Annotated in this window: 14 protein-coding genes; 11 read left to right on the top strand and 3 right to left on the bottom strand. The window is 50.2% G+C overall.

Features of this window, described 5'->3' with window-relative positions; all coding sequences use genetic code 11:
* Window positions 1-5: 5 nt before the first annotated feature.
* The 7 genes from ligA (at window position 6) to rlmD (ending at window position 8,957) form a co-directional block, all read left to right on the top strand.
* Window positions 6-2,015, top strand: a complete 2,010-nt coding sequence (ligA, locus tag ACI3EZ_RS05095) for an NAD-dependent DNA ligase LigA (protein WP_405025750.1) — start codon at window positions 6-8, stop codon at window positions 2,013-2,015.
* On the top strand, window positions 2,012-3,142 hold the full coding sequence (locus tag ACI3EZ_RS05090) for a CamS family sex pheromone protein (protein WP_405024316.1): 1,131 nt from the start codon (window positions 2,012-2,014) through the stop codon (window positions 3,140-3,142). Before ligA ends, ACI3EZ_RS05090 begins: the two co-directional genes overlap by 4 nt.
* 25 nt (window positions 3,143-3,167) lie before the next feature.
* Window positions 3,168-3,470 (top strand): Asp-tRNA(Asn)/Glu-tRNA(Gln) amidotransferase subunit GatC, encoded by a 303-nt coding sequence (gatC, locus tag ACI3EZ_RS05085; RefSeq protein WP_405024317.1) that lies wholly within the window; start codon window positions 3,168-3,170, stop codon window positions 3,468-3,470.
* Window positions 3,471-4,934: an Asp-tRNA(Asn)/Glu-tRNA(Gln) amidotransferase subunit GatA gene (gene gatA, locus ACI3EZ_RS05080; protein ID WP_405025749.1), complete on the top strand. Its 1,464-nt coding sequence runs from the start codon at window positions 3,471-3,473 to the stop codon at window positions 4,932-4,934.
* A complete protein-coding gene (gene gatB, locus ACI3EZ_RS05075; protein ID WP_405024319.1) occupies window positions 4,934-6,367 on the top strand; it encodes an Asp-tRNA(Asn)/Glu-tRNA(Gln) amidotransferase subunit GatB in 1,434 nt (477 codons plus the stop codon). The genes gatA and gatB overlap by 1 nt, the downstream gene beginning before the upstream one ends.
* Window positions 6,368-6,391: 24 nt before the next feature.
* On the top strand, window positions 6,392-7,447 hold the full coding sequence (locus ACI3EZ_RS05070; protein WP_405025748.1) for a diacylglycerol kinase: 1,056 nt from the start codon (window positions 6,392-6,394) through the stop codon (window positions 7,445-7,447).
* Window positions 7,448-7,589: 142 nt separating this feature from the next.
* A complete protein-coding gene (rlmD, locus tag ACI3EZ_RS05065) occupies window positions 7,590-8,957 on the top strand; it encodes a 23S rRNA (uracil(1939)-C(5))-methyltransferase RlmD (protein WP_405025747.1) in 1,368 nt (455 codons plus the stop codon).
* A gap of 76 nt (window positions 8,958-9,033) precedes the next feature.
* Here rlmD and ACI3EZ_RS05060 read toward each other — a convergent pair whose 3' ends face one another.
* Window positions 9,034-10,008, bottom strand: a complete 975-nt coding sequence (locus tag ACI3EZ_RS05060) for a LacI family DNA-binding transcriptional regulator (protein WP_405025746.1) — start codon at window positions 10,006-10,008, stop codon at window positions 9,034-9,036.
* 169 nt (window positions 10,009-10,177) lie between these two features.
* Between ACI3EZ_RS05060 and ACI3EZ_RS05055 the strand changes: the two genes are divergently transcribed.
* From ACI3EZ_RS05055 to ACI3EZ_RS05045, 3 genes are read left to right on the top strand one after another with little or no spacing between them, the layout of a single operon-like run.
* Window positions 10,178-12,481, top strand: a complete 2,304-nt coding sequence (locus ACI3EZ_RS05055) for a glycoside hydrolase family 31 protein (protein ID WP_405025745.1) — start codon at window positions 10,178-10,180, stop codon at window positions 12,479-12,481.
* On the top strand, window positions 12,471-14,147 hold the full coding sequence (locus ACI3EZ_RS05050) for an alpha-glucosidase (RefSeq protein WP_405025744.1): 1,677 nt from the start codon (window positions 12,471-12,473) through the stop codon (window positions 14,145-14,147). The genes ACI3EZ_RS05055 and ACI3EZ_RS05050 overlap by 11 nt, the downstream gene beginning before the upstream one ends.
* An 18-nt stretch (window positions 14,148-14,165) precedes the next feature.
* A complete protein-coding gene (locus ACI3EZ_RS05045; RefSeq protein ID WP_405024325.1) occupies window positions 14,166-15,554 on the top strand; it encodes an SLC45 family MFS transporter in 1,389 nt (462 codons plus the stop codon).
* 93 nt (window positions 15,555-15,647) lie between these two features.
* Here the strand turns inward: ACI3EZ_RS05045 and ACI3EZ_RS05040 are convergent, their stop codons facing one another.
* Window positions 15,648-16,205: a phosphoribosyltransferase family protein gene (locus tag ACI3EZ_RS05040; RefSeq protein ID WP_405025743.1), complete on the bottom strand. Its 558-nt coding sequence runs from the start codon at window positions 16,203-16,205 to the stop codon at window positions 15,648-15,650.
* A gap of 15 nt (window positions 16,206-16,220) precedes the next feature.
* The gene (locus tag ACI3EZ_RS05035; protein ID WP_405024327.1) at window positions 16,221-17,300 is read right to left on the bottom strand and encodes an NCS2 family permease; all 1,080 of its coding nucleotides are present in this window, start codon (window positions 17,298-17,300) and stop codon (window positions 16,221-16,223) included.
* A gap of 259 nt (window positions 17,301-17,559) precedes the next feature.
* Here ACI3EZ_RS05035 and ACI3EZ_RS05030 point away from each other — a divergent pair, with 259 nt between their 5' ends.
* On the top strand, window positions 17,560-18,117 hold the full coding sequence (locus tag ACI3EZ_RS05030) for a cysteine hydrolase family protein (protein ID WP_405024328.1): 558 nt from the start codon (window positions 17,560-17,562) through the stop codon (window positions 18,115-18,117).
* Window positions 18,118-18,200: the final 83 nt, after the last annotated feature.

The following is an 18,200-nucleotide window of genomic DNA, read 5'->3' as shown; positions in this document are numbered from 1 at the left end:
TTGAAATGACAGTTCCAGTAAAAATTCAACAACACGCCGCTCATCTCCGGGCGCAGTTGAACCAGTGGGGACGGGAATACTACGGGGCTGATCGGCCAAGCGTTTCGGATCACGTTTACGATGCGGCGTACCGGGAATTACAAGACATTGAAAAGCAGTATCCGGAATTAGTAGTGCCCACTTCACCAACGCAACGAGTGGGGGGCGCAGTACTTGACCAATTTACTAAAGTGACCCACACCATTCCGATGTTATCCTTGGGAGACGTGTTTTCAAAGGATGAATTAGCCACCTTCATTACGAACCTAAACGAGACGGTAGGCCGCAACCTGGCGTATAACTGTGAGTTAAAGATCGATGGGTTGGCCATTTCCGTAACGTATGAAAACGGGCATTTCGTAAAGGGATCAACCCGGGGAAACGGGATAATCGGTGAAGATATTACTGCCAACTTAAAGACAATTAAGGCCATTCCGATGGTGTTGACCGAGCCGGTCTCAATCGAGGTGCGTGGGGAGTGTTATATGCCCAAAGCGGCGTTTGTAGCCCTTAATAAAGAACGGGAAGCCGCCGGGGAACCGGTATTTGCGAACCCACGAAACGCCGCGGCGGGTTCGCTTCGTCAACTTGATTCACGGGTTACGGCTGCCCGGCAACTGAGCACGTTTATGTACTACCTAATGGAACCAGAGAAACTGGGAGTAACTACCCAAAGTGGGGCGCTTGCCAAGTTGCAAGCGCTGGGCTTTAAGGTTAACCCGGATTACCGGACCGTAACAACCCGGGCGGAATTTGATGAGTACATTGATGAGTACACCGCCAAACGGGCGGACCTGGCGTATGAAATTGATGGCATTGTTCTGAAGGCCAATCAGTTGGCGGTACACGCTCAGGTAGGGAATACGGTGAAGGTGCCTAAGTGGGCGATTGCCTACAAGTTTCCGCCGGATGAACAAGAAACCGTGGTGCGGGCAATCGAGTGGACGGTAGGGCGCACCGGGGTGGTCACCCCGACGGCCATAATGAAGCCCGTACAGCTTGCTGGGACCACCGTTTCCCGGGCGTCCTTGCATAATCCGGATTATCTTCAAGCTAAGGGCATCAGGGTGGGTGATACCGTTACGGTACACAAAGCTGGCGATATTATTCCCGAGGTAAACCGGGTTATAGTTGCCAAACGCTCAGCGGGTAGCCAACCCTACGTTATTCCAACCACTTGCCCTGAGTGTGGGGCACCGTTGGTTCACCTCGATGACGAAGTGGCGTTACGGTGCGTTAACCCGGCGTGCCCGGCACTTGTTAAGGAAAGCTTGACTCACTTTTGTTCCCGGAACGCAATGGATATTACGGGGGTCGGCCCCCGGATTATTAACCAGCTCTTTGCGCGCGGATTGGTTCACGATGTGGCAGATTTATACGCCTTGACATTCGATCAGCTGGTTCAATTGGATAAAATTAAGGACAAATCAGCAACAAACCTATTGACAGCAATTGATAAAAGCCGCAATAATTCTATTGAGCGTCTATTATTTGGTCTGGGAATTCGGCACGTGGGGGCAAAGGCGGCCCAGTTGATTGCGGCGCATTTTAAGACAATGACGGCCATTCAGAATGCCCAGGCAGATACGATTGCGGCCATCCCGACAATCGGGCAAACCATTGCGGATAGCGTGGTGAAGTACTTCGCCAATCCAACGGTGGTAACGTTGATTAGTAAGCTTGCTGCTGCGGGAGTCAATATGACGTACCATAAACCCCAGCAAACACCAGTAACGTCCGGTTTCTTTAGTGGAAAGCGGGTCGTGTTAACCGGCACACTTACGGCAATGAAACGGGCGGACGCTAAGAAGTGGCTTGAAGCTCACGGTGCAACCGTAACGGGCAGTGTTTCCGGGAAGACGGACCTGTTAATTGCAGGGACGGCTGCTGGAAGTAAGCTGGCCCGAGCCCAGCAATTGGGGGTTACTGTAATGGACGAAGGCGCGTTTTGCGCACAAATGGAGGAAGAACGGTGAAGAAGAGAGTAGTAGTCGTGGGAACGATTCTTGCGAGTGCGTTGTTGTTTGCCGCTTGCGGGCGGGACAGCAATTCGCGGGGTTCAAACGATAAAATTCAGGTCACTGGTCAAGCAAGTGATCACCAGTATCAGGGGGTCATTCAAAACGGGCGGTATAAGACTGCTAAGGCCCGGGGCGTTGACCTTAATCAGGATTCCGGAAACCAGCTAAATCTTAAGAGCTTTGAGGATGGAATGACGGAATTGTCACAGCAGCAGTTTTCGCCGAAGAGCTACGTTTTCCAGGAAGGCCAGTATTTGACTAAGAAGACCGTAACGAAGTGGCTAGAACGGGAATCTAAGGATAATCCAACCGGGTTGAACCCGCCGGATAACGGCCAGAAGGATGCCAACAAGCGGGCGCCGATGTATGTTCAGCAGATTGGTGAGCAGGACTATATGAAACAGGACGGCGATAAACTTACCCTGCGGGGGATGACGATTGGAATTGGCATGAACCAGAAGGACTACTACGAAAAGGAGCAGTACGGGCCAACGTTTACGACGGACATCCCAACGGCAACGATGGAAGAAAAGGGCCGGGAAGCGGCGCAGACCGTTCTTGCCCGCATACGGAAGTTGCCGGGGGTTGGGAACGATGTGCCAATTTTGATAGGAATGTACAAGCAAGCGCCTAACGATAGCCTAGTTGGCGGGGTGTTTTACGAGTACGCGGTTAGTTACCACGGGACGGATCTCGGTAACTGGAAGCAAACTGATTTCCAAAACGTAGTTTTCCCGGCAACTGCCGATCATTCGGTGCCTAACGCTAACGACGAGCAATCGTTTGAAAACTTTAAGAATAAGATCCAGAACTTCTTCCCAAACTTAGCGGGGGTTACCGCCCAGGCTCGGTATAAGGGAAAGCAGATTCAGGGAATGAAGGTTACCATTACAACCCAGTTTTACAGTGAAACGGAAATCACCCACTTTAGTCAGTACGTTGCGCAGGCGGCCAAGACGTACTTGCCGTCACAGATTCCGGTTGACATTACGGTTAACGGCGCCAACGGGCAAACGCAGAGCGTGATTACCCGGCCGGCTGATGGGGGAAAATTTACTGCACAGGTGTTGAATAGTTACTAAGATTACAAAACGGGGAGACGATAATATGGCAATTTCGGCAGAAGAAGTCCGGCGCATTGCAGCACTAGCAAAGATGGCCGTAACTGACGAGGAATTAGCAACATTTACCGCCCAGATGGATGATATTCTGGAAATGGTTGAACAGTTACAAGAAGTTGATACGACTGATGTTCCGATGACGTACAGCGTCACGGACGCCCGCAACGTAATGCGGCCGGATGAAGCGGTACCAGGAACGGACCGGACGGAACTCATGAAAAACGTACCGGAAAGCGAAGATGGCTACATTAAGGTGCCAGCAATTATTGATGAAAGCGAGGAAGGCTAGATGGACTACTTAAAAAACGACCTGACAGCCCTTCACGCGGGACTGGTTAACAAGCAGTTTAGCGTGGTTGAGCTGGTCAAAGAAACGTTTGCGACGATTAAGCAGCGCGAACCTCAGCTTGAGGCCTTCTTGGCCCTTAATGAGGAGGCGGCCTTAAAGCAGGCGGCGGCTTTAGATGAGCGGGGAATTGATCAGAACCAACTTCTTGCGGGGATTCCCGTAGGAATTAAGGACAATATCGTAACGAAGGGACTAACGACCACGGCCGCCAGCAAGATTCTGGAGAACTTCAACCCAATTTATGATGCGACGGTAATGGAAAAACTGGCGGAAGCCGGCATGATTAACGTTGGAAAGTTAAACCTGGACGAGTTCGCGATGGGAAGTTCCTCGGAAACTTCTGCGTTTAAGCAGACCAAGAATGCTTGGGATCAAACAAAGGTGCCGGGCGGATCGTCCGGGGGCCCGGCGGTTGCGGTTGCCGCTGGTGAAGTCCCGGTTGCCCTTGGGTCTGATACCGGTGGTTCGGTGCGGCAGCCATCCACGTTTAACGGTGTTGTGGGAACCAAACCGACGTATGGCCGGGTTTCCCGGTACGGGTTGATTGCCTTTTCTTCTAGCTTGGATGAAATCGGGCCGATTACCCGGACGGTGAAGGATAATGCGCTGGTTCTAGGGGCAATTGCTGGCCATGATGATCATGACCTGACGACCTCTAGTAAGGCCGTACCGGACTTTACGGCCGGAATCGAAGATGGCATTAAGGGCCTCCGGATTGCGGTGCCGAAAGAATACTTCGCTGCGGGGATCGCTGATGGGGTAAAGGATGCGATTAAGCAGGCGCTGGCTGAAATGGAAAAGTTGGGGGCAGTTGTGGACGAAGTTTCCCTGCCGTACAGCAAGTACGGGGTGCCAATTTACTACGTTCAAGCGTGTGCTGAGGCATCATCTAACCTTCAGCGATACGACGGAATTCGGTACGGTTTCCGGGCGAAGGACGTAAAGAACCTGGAGGATGTCTACATGCGGACGCGGGCGGAAGGCTTCGGGCCGGAAGTTAAACGCCGGATTATGCTTGGGACCTACGTTCTTGCAGCGGGCTCTTACGATAAGTTCTTTAAGAAGGCTGCTCAGGTTCGGACCTTGGTATGCCGCGACTTTGCGCGTGTCTTTAAGGATCATGATGTTATCATGGCGCCAACGACGGCTACTCCGGCCTTCTCATTCGGATCAAAGGTCGATGATCCGGTTGCAATGTACATGAACGATGTGTTGACGATTCCAAGTAACTTGGCTGGGTTACCGGGGATGTCGGTTCCGGCTGGGTTCGTGGATGGCATGCCAGTCGGACTCCACATTATTGCTAACTCCTTTGATGAACAGACCATGTACCGGGCGGCATACGCCTACGAACAGGCGACCCGGTTCTTTGAGAACGTACCAGCGATTGGGGGGCAGAACTAATGAACTTTGAAACAACGATTGGGCTTGAAGTCCACATTGAAATGAAGACGAAGTCAAAGGCCTTTTCACCGGCCCCAGTACGGTTTGGCCAGCCCCAGAATACGGATACCAACGTTATTGATTGGGGATATCCGGGGGTCCTTCCCCAGCTAAACCGGGGTATTCTTGAGTATGGAATGCGGGCAGCGTTGGCCCTCAACTGTGAGATTACCAAGGATATTCACTTTGACCGGAAGAACTACTTCTATCCGGATAACCCGAAGGCGTACCAGATTACCCAGTCAGACACGCCGCTAGGGCGGAATGGTTGGTTAGAAATCACCGCTGAAGACGGTAGTAAGAAGCGGATTGGAATCCGGGAAATGCACGTGGAAGAAGATGCCGGGAAAAACACCCATAACCCAAACGGGTACTCGTACGTTGATTTAAACCGGCAGGGAACGCCGCTGATTGAAATCGTGTCGGCGCCAGATATTGCCTCACCAGAGGAGGCTTACCGTTATCTTACGCGGTTACGGCAGATTATCATGTTCTCTGGGGTTTCTGACGTGAAGCTCGAACAAGGATCCATGCGGACGGACGTAAACATCTCAATCCGGCCGTTTGGGGCCACTGAGTATGGTACTAAGACCGAAATGAAAAACCTGAACTCGTTTGACCATGTTCGGAAGGGACTGGAGTACGAGGCCAACCGGCAGGCGCAGGTTCTAATGAGCGGGGGCACTATTCAGTCCGAAACACGGCGGTATGATGTGCCGACCGGCAAGACAATTCTAATGCGGGTGAAGGAGGGAAAGGACGATTACCGGTATTTCCCGGAACCGGATATTCCGCCAGTGCATATTTCTGATGAGTGGATTGAAGCGGTTCGCAATTCAATCCCAGAAATGCCCGACGAGCGGCGGAAGCGCTATGAAAACGAATTTGGCTTGTCTGAGTACGACACGGATGTTCTGACACAAACGAAGGAAATGTCCGACTTCTTCGATGCGACGGTTGCCCACGGGGCGGACCCGAAGTTAGCGGCAAACTGGCTGATGGTGGAAGTTAACTCCTACTTAAACGCCCACCAGGTCGAATTAGCTGATACGGCATTGACCCCGGCGCACCTAGCAACGATGATTAAGATGATTCAGGACGAGACGATTTCGGGGAAGATTGGGAAGAAAGTCTTCAAGGAAATCATCAAGAACGATACGGAACCCCGGGCTTGGGTTGAGCAAAAAGGGATGGTTCAGTTATCCGACCCGGCGAAGTTACAACCAATTATTGATGACGTGCTTGATAATAACGAACAATCCATCACTGACTTTAAGAACGGAAAGGACCGGGCTGTTGGTTTCTTAGTGGGCCAAATCATGAAGCAGACGCGTGGTCAAGCGAACCCGAAGGTGGTTAATAAGCTGTTAATGAAGAGCTTAAACGCGCGGTAAGAGTATTAGGAAGGACCAAGGAAGATGCAAAAACGGTGTCGCATTATCTATAACCCCACATCTGGACGGGAAGCGATGAGGAACGACCTTGTTGATATCCTGACCATCATGGAACGGGCGGGATATGAGACGAGCGCGTACGCAACGACCCCGGAGCCCGATTCGGCAAAGAACGAAGCAGTTCGGGCGGCGAAGAACGGGTTTGCGTTGATTATTGCGGCCGGCGGGGACGGCACAATTAATGAGGTTGTCAACGGCTTGGCCCCCCTGAAAAAACGGCCGAAGCTAGGAATTATCCCTGCTGGGACAACGAACGACTATGCCCGGGCCCTTCACATCCCGCTGGAAAGTCCGGTTGAAGCAGCGCGGGTAATTGCCCGGGGGCAAACAATCAAGATTGACATTGGACAAGCGGGTGACCGCTACTTCGCTAATATTGCGGCGGGGGGGCTGTTAACCGAGCTAACGTACAGTGTTCCGTCAGAATTAAAGTCGATGTTTGGGTACATGGCGTACTTGGTTAAGGGAGCTGAACTTCTTCCTAAAATTAAGCCGGTCGACATGCACTTGGAGTATGACGGTGGTACGTATGATGGTAAGGCGTCAATGTTCTTTCTGGCACTGACTAATTCCGTTGGCGGGTTTGAGCAGATTGCGCCAGACGCGTCCCTTGATGACGGGAAGTTTACCCTGATTGTGGTGAAGACGGGTAACTTGCTTGACCTGATGAAGCTAGCGGTGAAGGTTTTTGCCGGTGGCAATCACATTGATGATCCGTCCATTCTGTACGTAAAGACGGCGAAGCTAGTCGCTAAAACTGCGAGTGAACGGATGATGATCAATATCGATGGCGAGTACGGCGGTGATGCGCCGATGACGTTTAGAAACCTCAAGCAGCACCTGGAAATCTGTGCGAATACGGATCAGTTGCCGGAGACGGCGGTGACGGCGCGGACGAAGGTTGAACAGGCGACCCGGGACGAGTTGATGCATGAGATTGCTGATCTTGATCAGGATGAAGCAACCCGGTTGCAGCAGGAACTCGATGCTAAGGAGCAGGCGCAAGAAAAGAAGAATTAAGTAGGGATGACTAACCCTAACAAACGAGCTAGAAGTCTGCCAGCTGCCTTATCAATGCTTCGCGTAATTGGTTCGGCCTGGTACTTCCACGATGCTCGTTTTCTTTGTTTTGTCACACCTTTATTTTTAGGAGGAAAAAACGGTGAAGCAGCACGCGCCAGTAAAGAAAAACGATGAACTTACCGTGACCATTACCGATTTGACGTATCAGGGATTAGGGGTTGCTAAAGTGACGGGGTACCCGCTCTTTGTGACGGGGGCGCTTCCCGCAGAGCGGGTGGTCATCCACGTTACGAAGGTGCAAAAAAACTTCGGGTATGCGCGGGTAGTCCGGTGGGAAACCACCAGCCCAGACCGGATAGCTGCGCCCAATAAGGTCCTCACGCAGACCGGAATTGCTCCGTTAGCCCACCTTTGTTATGCCGCGCAGCTCCGGTTTAAACGCAAACTCATCACGGACCTGCTACAAAAAGCGCACCTAAAGATTGAAGTTGCGCCCGTGATGGGGATGGACGATCCGTGGCACTACCGCAATAAGGCCCAGGTTCCGGTCCGAGCGGTGCACAGACACTTACAAACGGGTTTTTACCGTCAACGGAGTCACCAGTTTGTGCCGGTCACGGACTACGGGATCCAAGATGAACGGATTGACGCGGTTTTGCAGGTGGTGTGCACGGTATGTGATCTGTACGGGGTCACAGCATATGATGAGGAGCATCATCGCGGGGAATTGCGGCATATTATGGTGCGCCGGGGATACTATTCGCACGAAGTAATGGTAGTGCTGGTAACCCGTTCCCGGAAACTACCCCACGCCCAGGAGATTGCCACTCAGATTATGCAGCAGTGTCCGGACGTTGTGGGGGTCATGCACAACGTTAATCCAAAGCGGACAAATGTTATCATGGGAGAAACGACGACGGTGTTAGCCGGGCAACCAACGATTACTGATGAGTTAAACGGGGTCCGGTTTGCGGTGTCTGCCCAGTCGTTTTACCAGGTAAACCCGCAACAAACCGAGCGCCTTTACGCGACGGCCGTTGAACGGGCGCACCTTACGCCGGAAATGACGGCAGTCGATGCCTACTGCGGTATCGGGACGATTACTTTGACGGTGGCCCGCCATGTTAAGCACGTCTACGGAGTGGAGATTGTCCCGGAGGCGATTAAGGATGCGCGACAAAACGCAGAACTAAACGGGATTACCAACGCGACGTTTGCCGTGGGAACCGCCCAGGAATGGATGGCCAAGTGGGTGGACCAGGGAATTTGCCCAGACGTAATCTTCGTTGACCCACCGCGAAAGGGTCTGACACCGGACTTAATCGCAAGCATTGCCCAAATGGCACCGCAGCGGGTGGTGTACGTTAGCTGTAACCCGGCGACGCTGGTGCGTGACTTACAGCAGTTCATGCAGGCAGGATACCGGGTGAGTGCGCCAATTCAGCCGGTCGACCAGTTTCCACAGACGGTGCACGTGGAAAGTGTGACGGTGCTAGAACGAAATTAAAATTGATATTAGAGAAATCCCCCTAAGTCTGAGATGAGGTCCGAGACTTAGGGGGATTATTATCGGCTGTATTGGTTTATTTCCTTATCCGTTTCACGCTTTCCCTGGGAGTAACTACCGTTGGAATATTAGTTACTGCGGTGTGGTTGAGCACCCGGTCTACGGCGGCCGCCCCAATCTGCGCAAAGTTTTGGGTTACGCTCGTGAGTTGGGGGGTAGTTAGCTCGCAAATGTAGGTCCCGTCGATGCAAATGATGGATAGGTCGTCAGGGAGGTGTAAGCCTTCGTGATGGGCTGCCTGGATGATTCCCGCACCAACCATGTCACTCCCGGCTACAACGGCGGAAACACTATGGCTTTTAAGGGCGGGGAGGGCGGTAATGCCCACCTTTCGCCCATAATCACCATTTATGATTACCGGAGGGATATCAATTTTTGCATTAGTAAGGGCACTCTGGAAACCAGCCTGACGTTGCGTTCCCGTTGGCCCCTGGTCAATTCCTACAAGGGCGAGGCGCCGGTGACCAAGCTCAATGAGATAGTTGGCTGCCTGGTAGGCAATCCAGTAATCATCGGAGCTAACAAAGGGGTATGCGGGTAGCCTGGTGGCCGCAAAACAAAACGGAACGTGGGCGGCTGTAAGTAGGGCCGTACTCTGATCATCCGGGAATACACCGACTAGGATAATGGCGGTAACGGTGCGTTGTAGTGCGGTTTGAATTGCCTGGTGCTGCAGGTGTGTGTTGTTATCGCCAGCTGAAAGCATAATGACCCGCTTTTCAGCGGCATTCGCCTGGTGCTGGATGCCATGAATGACTTGGGCCGCAAACGGCGTAGGGGTGTTATTAATGATGACCGCAATTACGTTGGATTGCTGGCGTACTAAGGTTGCAGCGGTTTCATTTCGCTGGTAACCCATTTCCTGGGCAATTTGCCGGACACGTTCGCCTGTTTTGACGTTAAACGAACCGGTTTTGTTAGCAAGAATGCGGGACACTGACGCAATGGAAACGCCGGCTCGGGCAGCGATGTCTTTAATTGTCGGTTTCATAACCATGTTCCTCCGTGGTAGATCTAAAAGTTATTATAACGCGAAAAGCGGAGATCTGATTCCCTTTATATGTAAACGTTTACCTTTTTGTAAAAACAGTGTTGTAAACGTTTACGATAAGAGTTATATTAAGGGCGAAGCGAATGCAGTTAGTAGGAGGGTGATTAACATGTTAGATTGGCAACAACAGCAGACCTTTTCTATTAGTGGGATGACCATTACGGTGATTTCGCCCGGAATAATTCACGTCTTTCAGGATCGGGGATACCCCTCCCATTCTAAGGCAATTACGACTGTGCCGTGGGAGAAAACAACGGTGAGCGTAACCCGTGACAAAGAAGTAACGGAATTACGGACGGCTAAGTTGGTGCTTAAAGTTGACGAATCGGGGCACGTTGATGTGTATGACGTTGCGGGGAATGCCCTTGCCGTTGATTACCGGGGGAAGCGGGCCCCGCAAGGGTTGGATGAAGTTGATCGGGAACACCGAAAACTTATCGCCGGTGAGGGTCATTCGCTTGGTGCTCAGGCTCCGCAAGAAGCAGCAATCACCGTTATTAAACAATTATCGCCCACGGCGCATTTCTACGGGCTTGGTGATAAAACGGGCTACCTGGATAAGCGGGGGTATGCATACGATAACTGGAACGTAGATTTTTCTGCCCCCCAATTGGAAATTCAACCTAATTTGTATAAGTCAATCCCGGTGATGTTTAGTTTGGATCACGGCCGTCCGGTGGGCCTTTTCTTTGATAATCCAAACCGAAGCCACTTTGACTTTGGCCGGGAAAACCCAGCGTATTATTACTACTCTGCGGATGAAGGCAACCTCGATTATTACCTCTTAGGGGGAGCAACGCTAAAGGAAGTTGTCGCGAACTATACCCGGTTAACCGGGCATACCCCGCTTCCTCAGAAGTGGACGTTAGGATACCAGCAATCCCGGTGGGGATACAGCAGAAGTGCAGCGGAAGTGATGGCGGTCGCGGACGGGTTAACCAAGCATAAGATCCCGTGTGACGCTATTCACCTTGATATTGATTACATGGACGGGTACAGGGATTTCACGTGGGATCAAAGGAAGTACCCTGAGGGCCCCCGGGCGTTTGTGGCAGCTATGAAACGGAAGGGTTACCGGCTTGTTACGATTATTGATGCGGGCGTTAAGAAGGATGAACGGTATTCGGTCTATAAGGAAGGAAAAGAACGTCATTACTTTATTCGGGATCATGACGGGAGCCCGTACGTAAATACTGTTTGGCCGGGAGATGCGGTCTTTCCGGACTTCGGGAACCCTGGTGTGCGCCGGTGGTGGGGACAAAAGCAGCGGTTTCTTACAGACTTAGGGGTTGCTGGAACGTGGAACGACATGAACGAACCCGCATCATTCAACGGCCCGTTGCCGCTTGACTTGGAATGTACGGATGAGGATACGACCGTCCCCCAACGACAGGTTCATAACGTGTACGGGCATAACATGTCACGGGCAACTTATGAAGGAATAAAGGACGCCACCGGGAAGCGACCGTTTGTTATTACCCGGGCGGCCTATGCCGGAACTCAGAAGTATTCGACCGTGTGGACCGGTGATAACCGGAGTATTTGGCCGCACCTGCAGTGGGCAATTCCGCAATTATGTAACCTAGGGCTCAGTGGGTTCCCGTTTTGTGGAACGGATATTGGGGGCTTTGCCTCTGATACAACGCCTGAACTTTTGGTTCGGTGGGTTGAGGCTGCATTATTTAGTCCGTTATACCGTAATCACAGTGAATTAGGAACGCGGCATCAGGAGCCGTGGGCGTTTGATGACCAGACGCTTCGAATATACCGGCAGTACGTCCGGTTACGGTACCGGTTTATCCCGTACCTGTATGACCTTTTTGCGTACCACCAGGAAACTGGGTTGCCGGTAATGCGGCCGGTAATTTTAAATTACCCGGATGATGAACGGGCGGCAAACGTTAACGATGAGTACATGGTTGGTGATGACATCTTGGTTGCACCGGTTGTAGTTAAGGCGCAACGCCGGCGCTTAGTTTATTTGCCGGCGGGGGTATGGATTGATTTTTGGAACAACCGGGAATATGCCGGCAACCAGGATATTGTGGTGGATGCGCCGTTGGATTGCCTACCACTATTTGTTCGGAAAAACGCCATTATTCCGTGGGGGTGCGTCACGATGCACGTTGCTGCTGCTCCTGATAAGCAAATGAAGTTCCGGGTTTTTGGAAATGATGGGGCAACGACCCATTACCAGGATAATGGGTGTGATTTCCAGTATCAGAAAGGTGAATATAATCTGTATCGGGTTACGGTAACGGCTGGCCAGGCCACGGTTAAACTCAAACACCACGGGTATAGACCGTGTTACCAGAAGATTACTGTCGAAACGATGATGGGAATTCAGCGGTTCCGGTATGCCGGTCAGGACCAGTACGTTGTTGTGAAGGAGGAAGCCGAAGATGAAGAATAACCATTGGTGGAAAAACGCAGTTGTTTACCAAATTTATCCGAAGAGTTTTCAGGATAGTAATGGGGATGGAATTGGTGACCTTCAGGGAATTATCCAACGGTTAGATTACCTCCAAAAGTTGGGAGTGGATATCCTGTGGCTTAATCCAATATACTCGTCACCGCAGGTTGACAATGGGTACGATATTAGTGATTATCAGGCAATTAACCCTGATTTTGGGACGATGACTGATTTTAAAGAACTAGTGACGGCACTCCATGCGCGGGGAATGAAACTGGTAATGGATTTGGTGGTGAATCACACGTCCGACCAGCACGAATGGTTTAAGCAGGCCCGTCAAAGTAAAACAAATAAATACCGGGATTACTACGTGTGGCGGCCCGGAAAGAATGGACACGCCCCGAACAACTGGGGATCGTACTTCTCTGGACCAGCATGGAAGTACGACCAGCAAACCGATGAATACTACTTGCATTTATTTGCTCCTGAACAGCCGGATTTGAACTGGGAAAATCCAGCCGTGCGTCATTCAGTTTATGACATGATGAACTGGTGGGTTGCTAAGGGGGTTGATGGGTTCCGAATGGATGTAATTAACCTTATTTCTAAACCCGCCGGACTTCCAAACGGTCCGCAAAGTACGAATGCGCTGTACGGGAATGCCAACGTGGCAAACGGTCCGCGGGTGCACGAATTTCTCCAGGAGATGCACGCAAACGTGATGGGAAAGCACCGGATGGTTACGGTCGGCGAAACCCCTGACGTAACGCCGACCGATGCGCGCGCATACGCCAACCTTGATGAGCGGGAACTTAACATGGTGTTTCAGTTTGAACACATGGAGTTGGATAAGAGTGAGGATCCTGCCCTAGGGAAATGGAGTCTCAAAAAGGTTCCGCTCAGAGCGCTACGGGCTAATCTGAGTAAATGGCAAACAGCGTTGATGGGAACGGCGTGGAACTCACTGTACTGGAATAATCATGACCAGCCGCGGGTGGTTTCGCGGTTTGGAAACGACCAGACCGAAGAGTTTCGGTTACGGTCGGCGAAGATGCTGGCAACCATGCTTCACATGATGCAGGGGACCCCGTACATTTTTGAAGGCGAAGAACTGGGCATGACAAATGTTCGGTTTAATAGGTTGGCGGAGTATAACGACCTTGAGTCGATTAATGCCTATCATCAATTAGTTGATGAACAACACCTCGTTGATGGCACCACGATGATGCGTTACTTGCAAGAACACTCGCGGGATAACGCCCGAACGCCGATGCAGTGGAATGATGGGCCAAACGCCGGGTTTAGTTCACATACACCGTGGTTAGCGGTTAACCCTAATTATTTACAGATTAATGCGGCGGCAGCGCTTGCTGATCGGAATTCAGTTTTCTACTACTATCAGCGACTAATTGAGCTGCGGCATACCTTTCCAGTCATTACGGATGGTGATTATGCACTGGTTACGGGAAACGAAACGGATGATGCGGTCTTTGCTTATACCCGTGATGACGGGCACACGCGGTTACTTGTAGTTACGAATTATACGGCAAGGGAGGTGACCCGCGATTATGCTGGGCCGCAGGGAGCTGAACTGTTGATCAGCAATTATAACGATGATCAAGGCGAAGTATTGCGGCCGTATGAAGCAAAGGTTTACCGGTTATAAAAAAGGAGGTTGAGGATAATGAGCAATAAGGACACAAAAACGGTCAATGTTGATACAAACATGCCAGATTTACCGAAGCGAACAATTTTAGCGATGACGTTTGGCTTTATGGGAATTAATATGGCGTTTTCCCTGCAAAGCTCTCAAATGAGTCGGATTTGCCAAACGATCGGGGCAAACCCCAATAACTTAGGCTTTTTCTTCATTTTTCCACCCCTAATGGGGATGATTGTGCAGCCGTTACTGGGGAAGTATTCTGACCGGACGTGGAACCGGTTTGGACGGCGGATGCCATACTTACTGTTTGGAGCACCATTGGCTGCACTGGTACTAATCATGTTGCCGTTTTCGGGATCATTTGGCTTTGGTTATGGTTCATTACTGGCAATGATTTACGCAATGTTTGCGATTTGCTTTATGGATTTATTTTCAAATGTTTGCATGCAACCATTCCGGATGATTGTCGGTGATATGGTTAACAATAAGCAGAAGAACTTTGCGTGGTCATGGCAACAGGTATTTTCAAATGCTGGGGGAATTTTAGCAACGTTGCTGCCATTTGTCTTTACGATGTTTGGAATGTCGAACACGGCTAAAAAGGGGGTTGTTCCTAATTCGGTTATTTGGGCGTATCTGGTATCGGCGGCACTTTTACTGGTAACGTGCTTTGCGACGGTCTTTAGCGTACATGAGTATGATCCAGCTACGTACGCCAAGTACCACGGAATTGATATTCAGAAGAAGCAAAACAGTGTTAGTCTGTGGCATCTGGTAAAGACAGCCCCGAAGGCCTTTTGGACGATTAATTTGGTTCAATTATTTTCGTGGTTTGCGACGATGTATACTTGGACTTACACGACGGGAACAATTGCCCGGCGGGTATGGCATACGGCAAACCCCGTGACGGCTTCTTACCAGGCTGCAGGGAACTGGTACGGAGTAATGACGGCGGTGTCCAGTATTGCTGGTGTAATCTACGGCATTTTTTATGCAAAGACCAAGCCAAGTCACCGGAAACAGTGGTATGCGTTTGGAACGATCTTAGGGGCAATTGCTTTGATTGCTGAAGCGGTGGTCACTAACAAGTGGCTTGACATTGGAGCGGCGGTTTTGTCGGGAATATGGAGCTTTACGTTAAGTACCGTTCCGTTTACGCTTTTAACGTCATCTTTAAACGGTGAAAATGAAGGGGCGTACCTAGGATTATTTAACGTTGGAATCTGCGTACCGCAAATCTTGGCTTCGGTATTGAGCTTTGCTATTTTCCCGTTAGTGCGGCACTACCAGCCAGCAATGTTGATGATCGGGGGAATTGCCTTGATTGTTGGGGCTGCCTGTGTGTTCTTAATTCACGAAGGGGTCGCCGTCCAGAAAGCGGACAGCAATTCAGTTAAAGTGACTAAGTAGGATAACGTGACCTTAATGATAGAAATAATTTAATTACAAAAAGAGGCCTAGGTGTGATTACACTTAGGCCTCTTTTTGTAATTGAAATAGTGGTTATTGTTTTTCCGTCCCGTCTAAATTAAACAGTGGGAGCGGGGATAAAAAGTGAATGTCTGTACGTTGAGCAGCCGCTCCTTCTGCTAAAATAGCGACCCGGCCGACAACTTGGGCGCCTACTCGGGTCATCAGTTCTTCTACTGCCCGTAATGAGTTTCCGGTGCTAATGACGTCGTCAGCAATAACTACTCGTTTTCCCCGTAGTTGGCTAGCAATGGTGCCGTCCAGGACAAGTTGTTGGGGGTGCTGCGTCGTAATTGAATTAACGCTTGTTACGACGGGTGAATCCATGTACGCTTTAACGGATTTGCGGATAACAATGGACGGGGTGTGCTTAGAATAGAGGGCAAGGTCGTGCGCAAACGGAATCCCCTTACTTTCAACCGTGACGATAAAATCAAACTGCTGGGGCAGCTGGGGAAGAATGGCCTTAGCAGCCGCAGCTGATAATTCATCATCACCGAGTAAAACAAAAGAAGCAATCGCAGTGGTCGCGTTAATTTTAATAATGGGAAGGTCGCGGGTTAAACCAGCAACGTTTAGTTTGCATTCCATAAGATAGTCTCCTTATTATAAGATTCCAAGAATAGCCTGAAGTGCCGCGCTTGAAACTAAACCAGCAAACGGATCCACTAAACCAGTAACGATGATTGCAGTCGCGGCGACGAGGCAGTTTCCCCCGTGTAAGGCGGTGATGGCGTTACTTGGGAAAGTGACGAAGAGTCCTAAAACCAGGAGGAAGCCAGCGATTGAAGAACTGGGAACGTACCGGCCAATTTTAGGAAGAAGACCGATAAGCAGGATGACGGCCATGATTAACATCATTAGGCAACCAGCAATCACTGGTTCGGGAGCATTAGCCGTTGCTGAAATGATTGTTTCAACGGGAGCACCACCAAGAAGGCTAGTCCCCATGTCGGCGAAAGCCTGCGAGCTGGTTAACAGGTTGAGGTTAACGGGGTTAGGCTTAATGCCCGTCATCTGGCCAGTAATAAGGCCGTACGATAGGTTAGCGCCAATGTTAAGGCAAGCAAGGCTTAGGGCGCCCCGAATTGTTCGTTGGTTGAAAATGGGTTTGGTGAACATAAATTTACGCCGGGTAACACTAGCAGGGAGGTCAGCATGATAGTGTTCAATAAAAATGGCGTAGAGACTGGAAAGAATTACGGATAAACAAATCGTCCAAACTAAATCTTTGGAAATAAGGTATGTAATGATGGCGACAATAATCGAGATCCAGGGGGTAAAGCTTCTAGCGTCGTCTTCTGTTGGCTTGGCCATTTCAAGTGCAATTTTAACGAGCATAAGTCCTACCCCAGCCATCATACCGGTTACGATGTGTGTGCCAAGGAAATGAACAATTTTGGTTAGTGTTCCTGTGAGCCCAATAATTAGCATGATGACGGATCCACCAAAAATAATTGATGTAAATTCGCGGGGATTGCGGCCAACATCACTTGTTAGGGCAAGGGACTCTGCCTGAAACGAAACGGGAGCAACGGACTTGCAGAAAAAGTTGATCCCGGCCACTAAAACAAACGAAAACGTGGTTGGGAAAACAGCAAATCCTAATCCCATCGCCATAATTCCCTGGGGAATTCCGTTAAGGACGACCCCGATTGCGGCCATTAAATCAGTTAACCAGTGCATGAATAGTCCTCCATAAATTATAAATTTACAACGAACATTCTAGCTGTTAACAAAAAAATTATCAACAATAATCCGCATAATAATGTGATAAATACCCTTTTAATTGGGAATCGTTCGGGTGAATTGCGAACTTTATCCGGTAACCATTGAATTTAACTGGTATTAGGTGTTAAATTTAGGCGACGTTAAATGATGAATCCTAAAGAGGACGCTAACTTAATGGCGTTTTCCATGTCATTAGGAAAGGAGTAACTAACTCATGACAAAGGCACTGTTAATTATTGATTATACAAACGATTTTGTAGCGGCCAACGGGGCGCTGACGTGTGGGGAACCTGCGCAGAAAATTGAGCCAACAATTATTCAACTGGCGGATCAGTTCTTAGAAGCAGGTGACTACGTTTTGCTTCCAACAGATACGCACCAACCAAACGATCAGTTTCACCCTGAACATCAGTTGTTTCCCGAGCATAACCTGGCGGGAAGTTGGGGACATGAGTTGTACGGAAAATTGGCATCATGGTACACAACGCATCAAGAAAGTAGTCGGGTGTGGCAGTTTGCGAAGAACCGGTATTCGGCCTTTCAAAACACAAACCTCGACAATTACCTGCGGGAACGCAGTATCACGGAATTATGGTTGACGGGTGTTTGTACGGATATTTGTGTGCTTCACACTGCAATTTATGCGTACAACCTGAATTACCGGTTGACTGTTCCGGAAGCAGGCGTAGCAACCTTTACGCCGCATGGTCAGGAGTGGGCGCTGGCACATTTTAAGGATTGTTTGGGAGCAACGGTGATTCCGGCAAACTAGGTGGAAATGGGGTGGTCTCCATTTTGGCTGGTAGAGTTCAGGTTTCAAGGATTTCATTCACTGCAGCCTTAACTTCATTAACA

It is taken from the genome of Ligilactobacillus sp. LYQ60 (genome assembly GCF_045033015.1).
GTDB lineage: Bacteria > Bacillota > Bacilli > Lactobacillales > Lactobacillaceae > Ligilactobacillus.
This window is presented reverse-complemented; position numbering and strand designations above follow the sequence as displayed.

Coding starts and splice junctions, on each gene's coding strand:
- ACI3EZ_RS05070 (WP_405025748.1), top strand. CDS start 6,392: ATGCAAAAACGGTGTCGCATTATCTATAACCCCACATCTGGACGGGAA.
- gatB (WP_405024319.1), top strand. CDS start 4,934: ATGAACTTTGAAACAACGATTGGGCTTGAAGTCCACATTGAAATGAAG.
- ACI3EZ_RS05030 (WP_405024328.1), top strand. CDS start 17,560: ATGACAAAGGCACTGTTAATTATTGATTATACAAACGATTTTGTAGCG.
- ACI3EZ_RS05045 (WP_405024325.1), top strand. CDS start 14,166: ATGAGCAATAAGGACACAAAAACGGTCAATGTTGATACAAACATGCCA.
- gatC (WP_405024317.1), top strand. CDS start 3,168: ATGGCAATTTCGGCAGAAGAAGTCCGGCGCATTGCAGCACTAGCAAAG.
- ligA (WP_405025750.1), top strand. CDS start 6: ATGACAGTTCCAGTAAAAATTCAACAACACGCCGCTCATCTCCGGGCG.
- ACI3EZ_RS05060 (WP_405025746.1), bottom strand. CDS start 10,008: ATGAAACCGACAATTAAAGACATCGCTGCCCGAGCCGGCGTTTCCATT.
- gatA (WP_405025749.1), top strand. CDS start 3,471: ATGGACTACTTAAAAAACGACCTGACAGCCCTTCACGCGGGACTGGTT.
- ACI3EZ_RS05055 (WP_405025745.1), top strand. CDS start 10,178: ATGTTAGATTGGCAACAACAGCAGACCTTTTCTATTAGTGGGATGACC.
- ACI3EZ_RS05035 (WP_405024327.1), bottom strand. CDS start 17,300: ATGCACTGGTTAACTGATTTAATGGCCGCAATCGGGGTCGTCCTTAAC.
- ACI3EZ_RS05050 (WP_405025744.1), top strand. CDS start 12,471: ATGAAGAATAACCATTGGTGGAAAAACGCAGTTGTTTACCAAATTTAT.
- ACI3EZ_RS05040 (WP_405025743.1), bottom strand. CDS start 16,205: ATGGAATGCAAACTAAACGTTGCTGGTTTAACCCGCGACCTTCCCATT.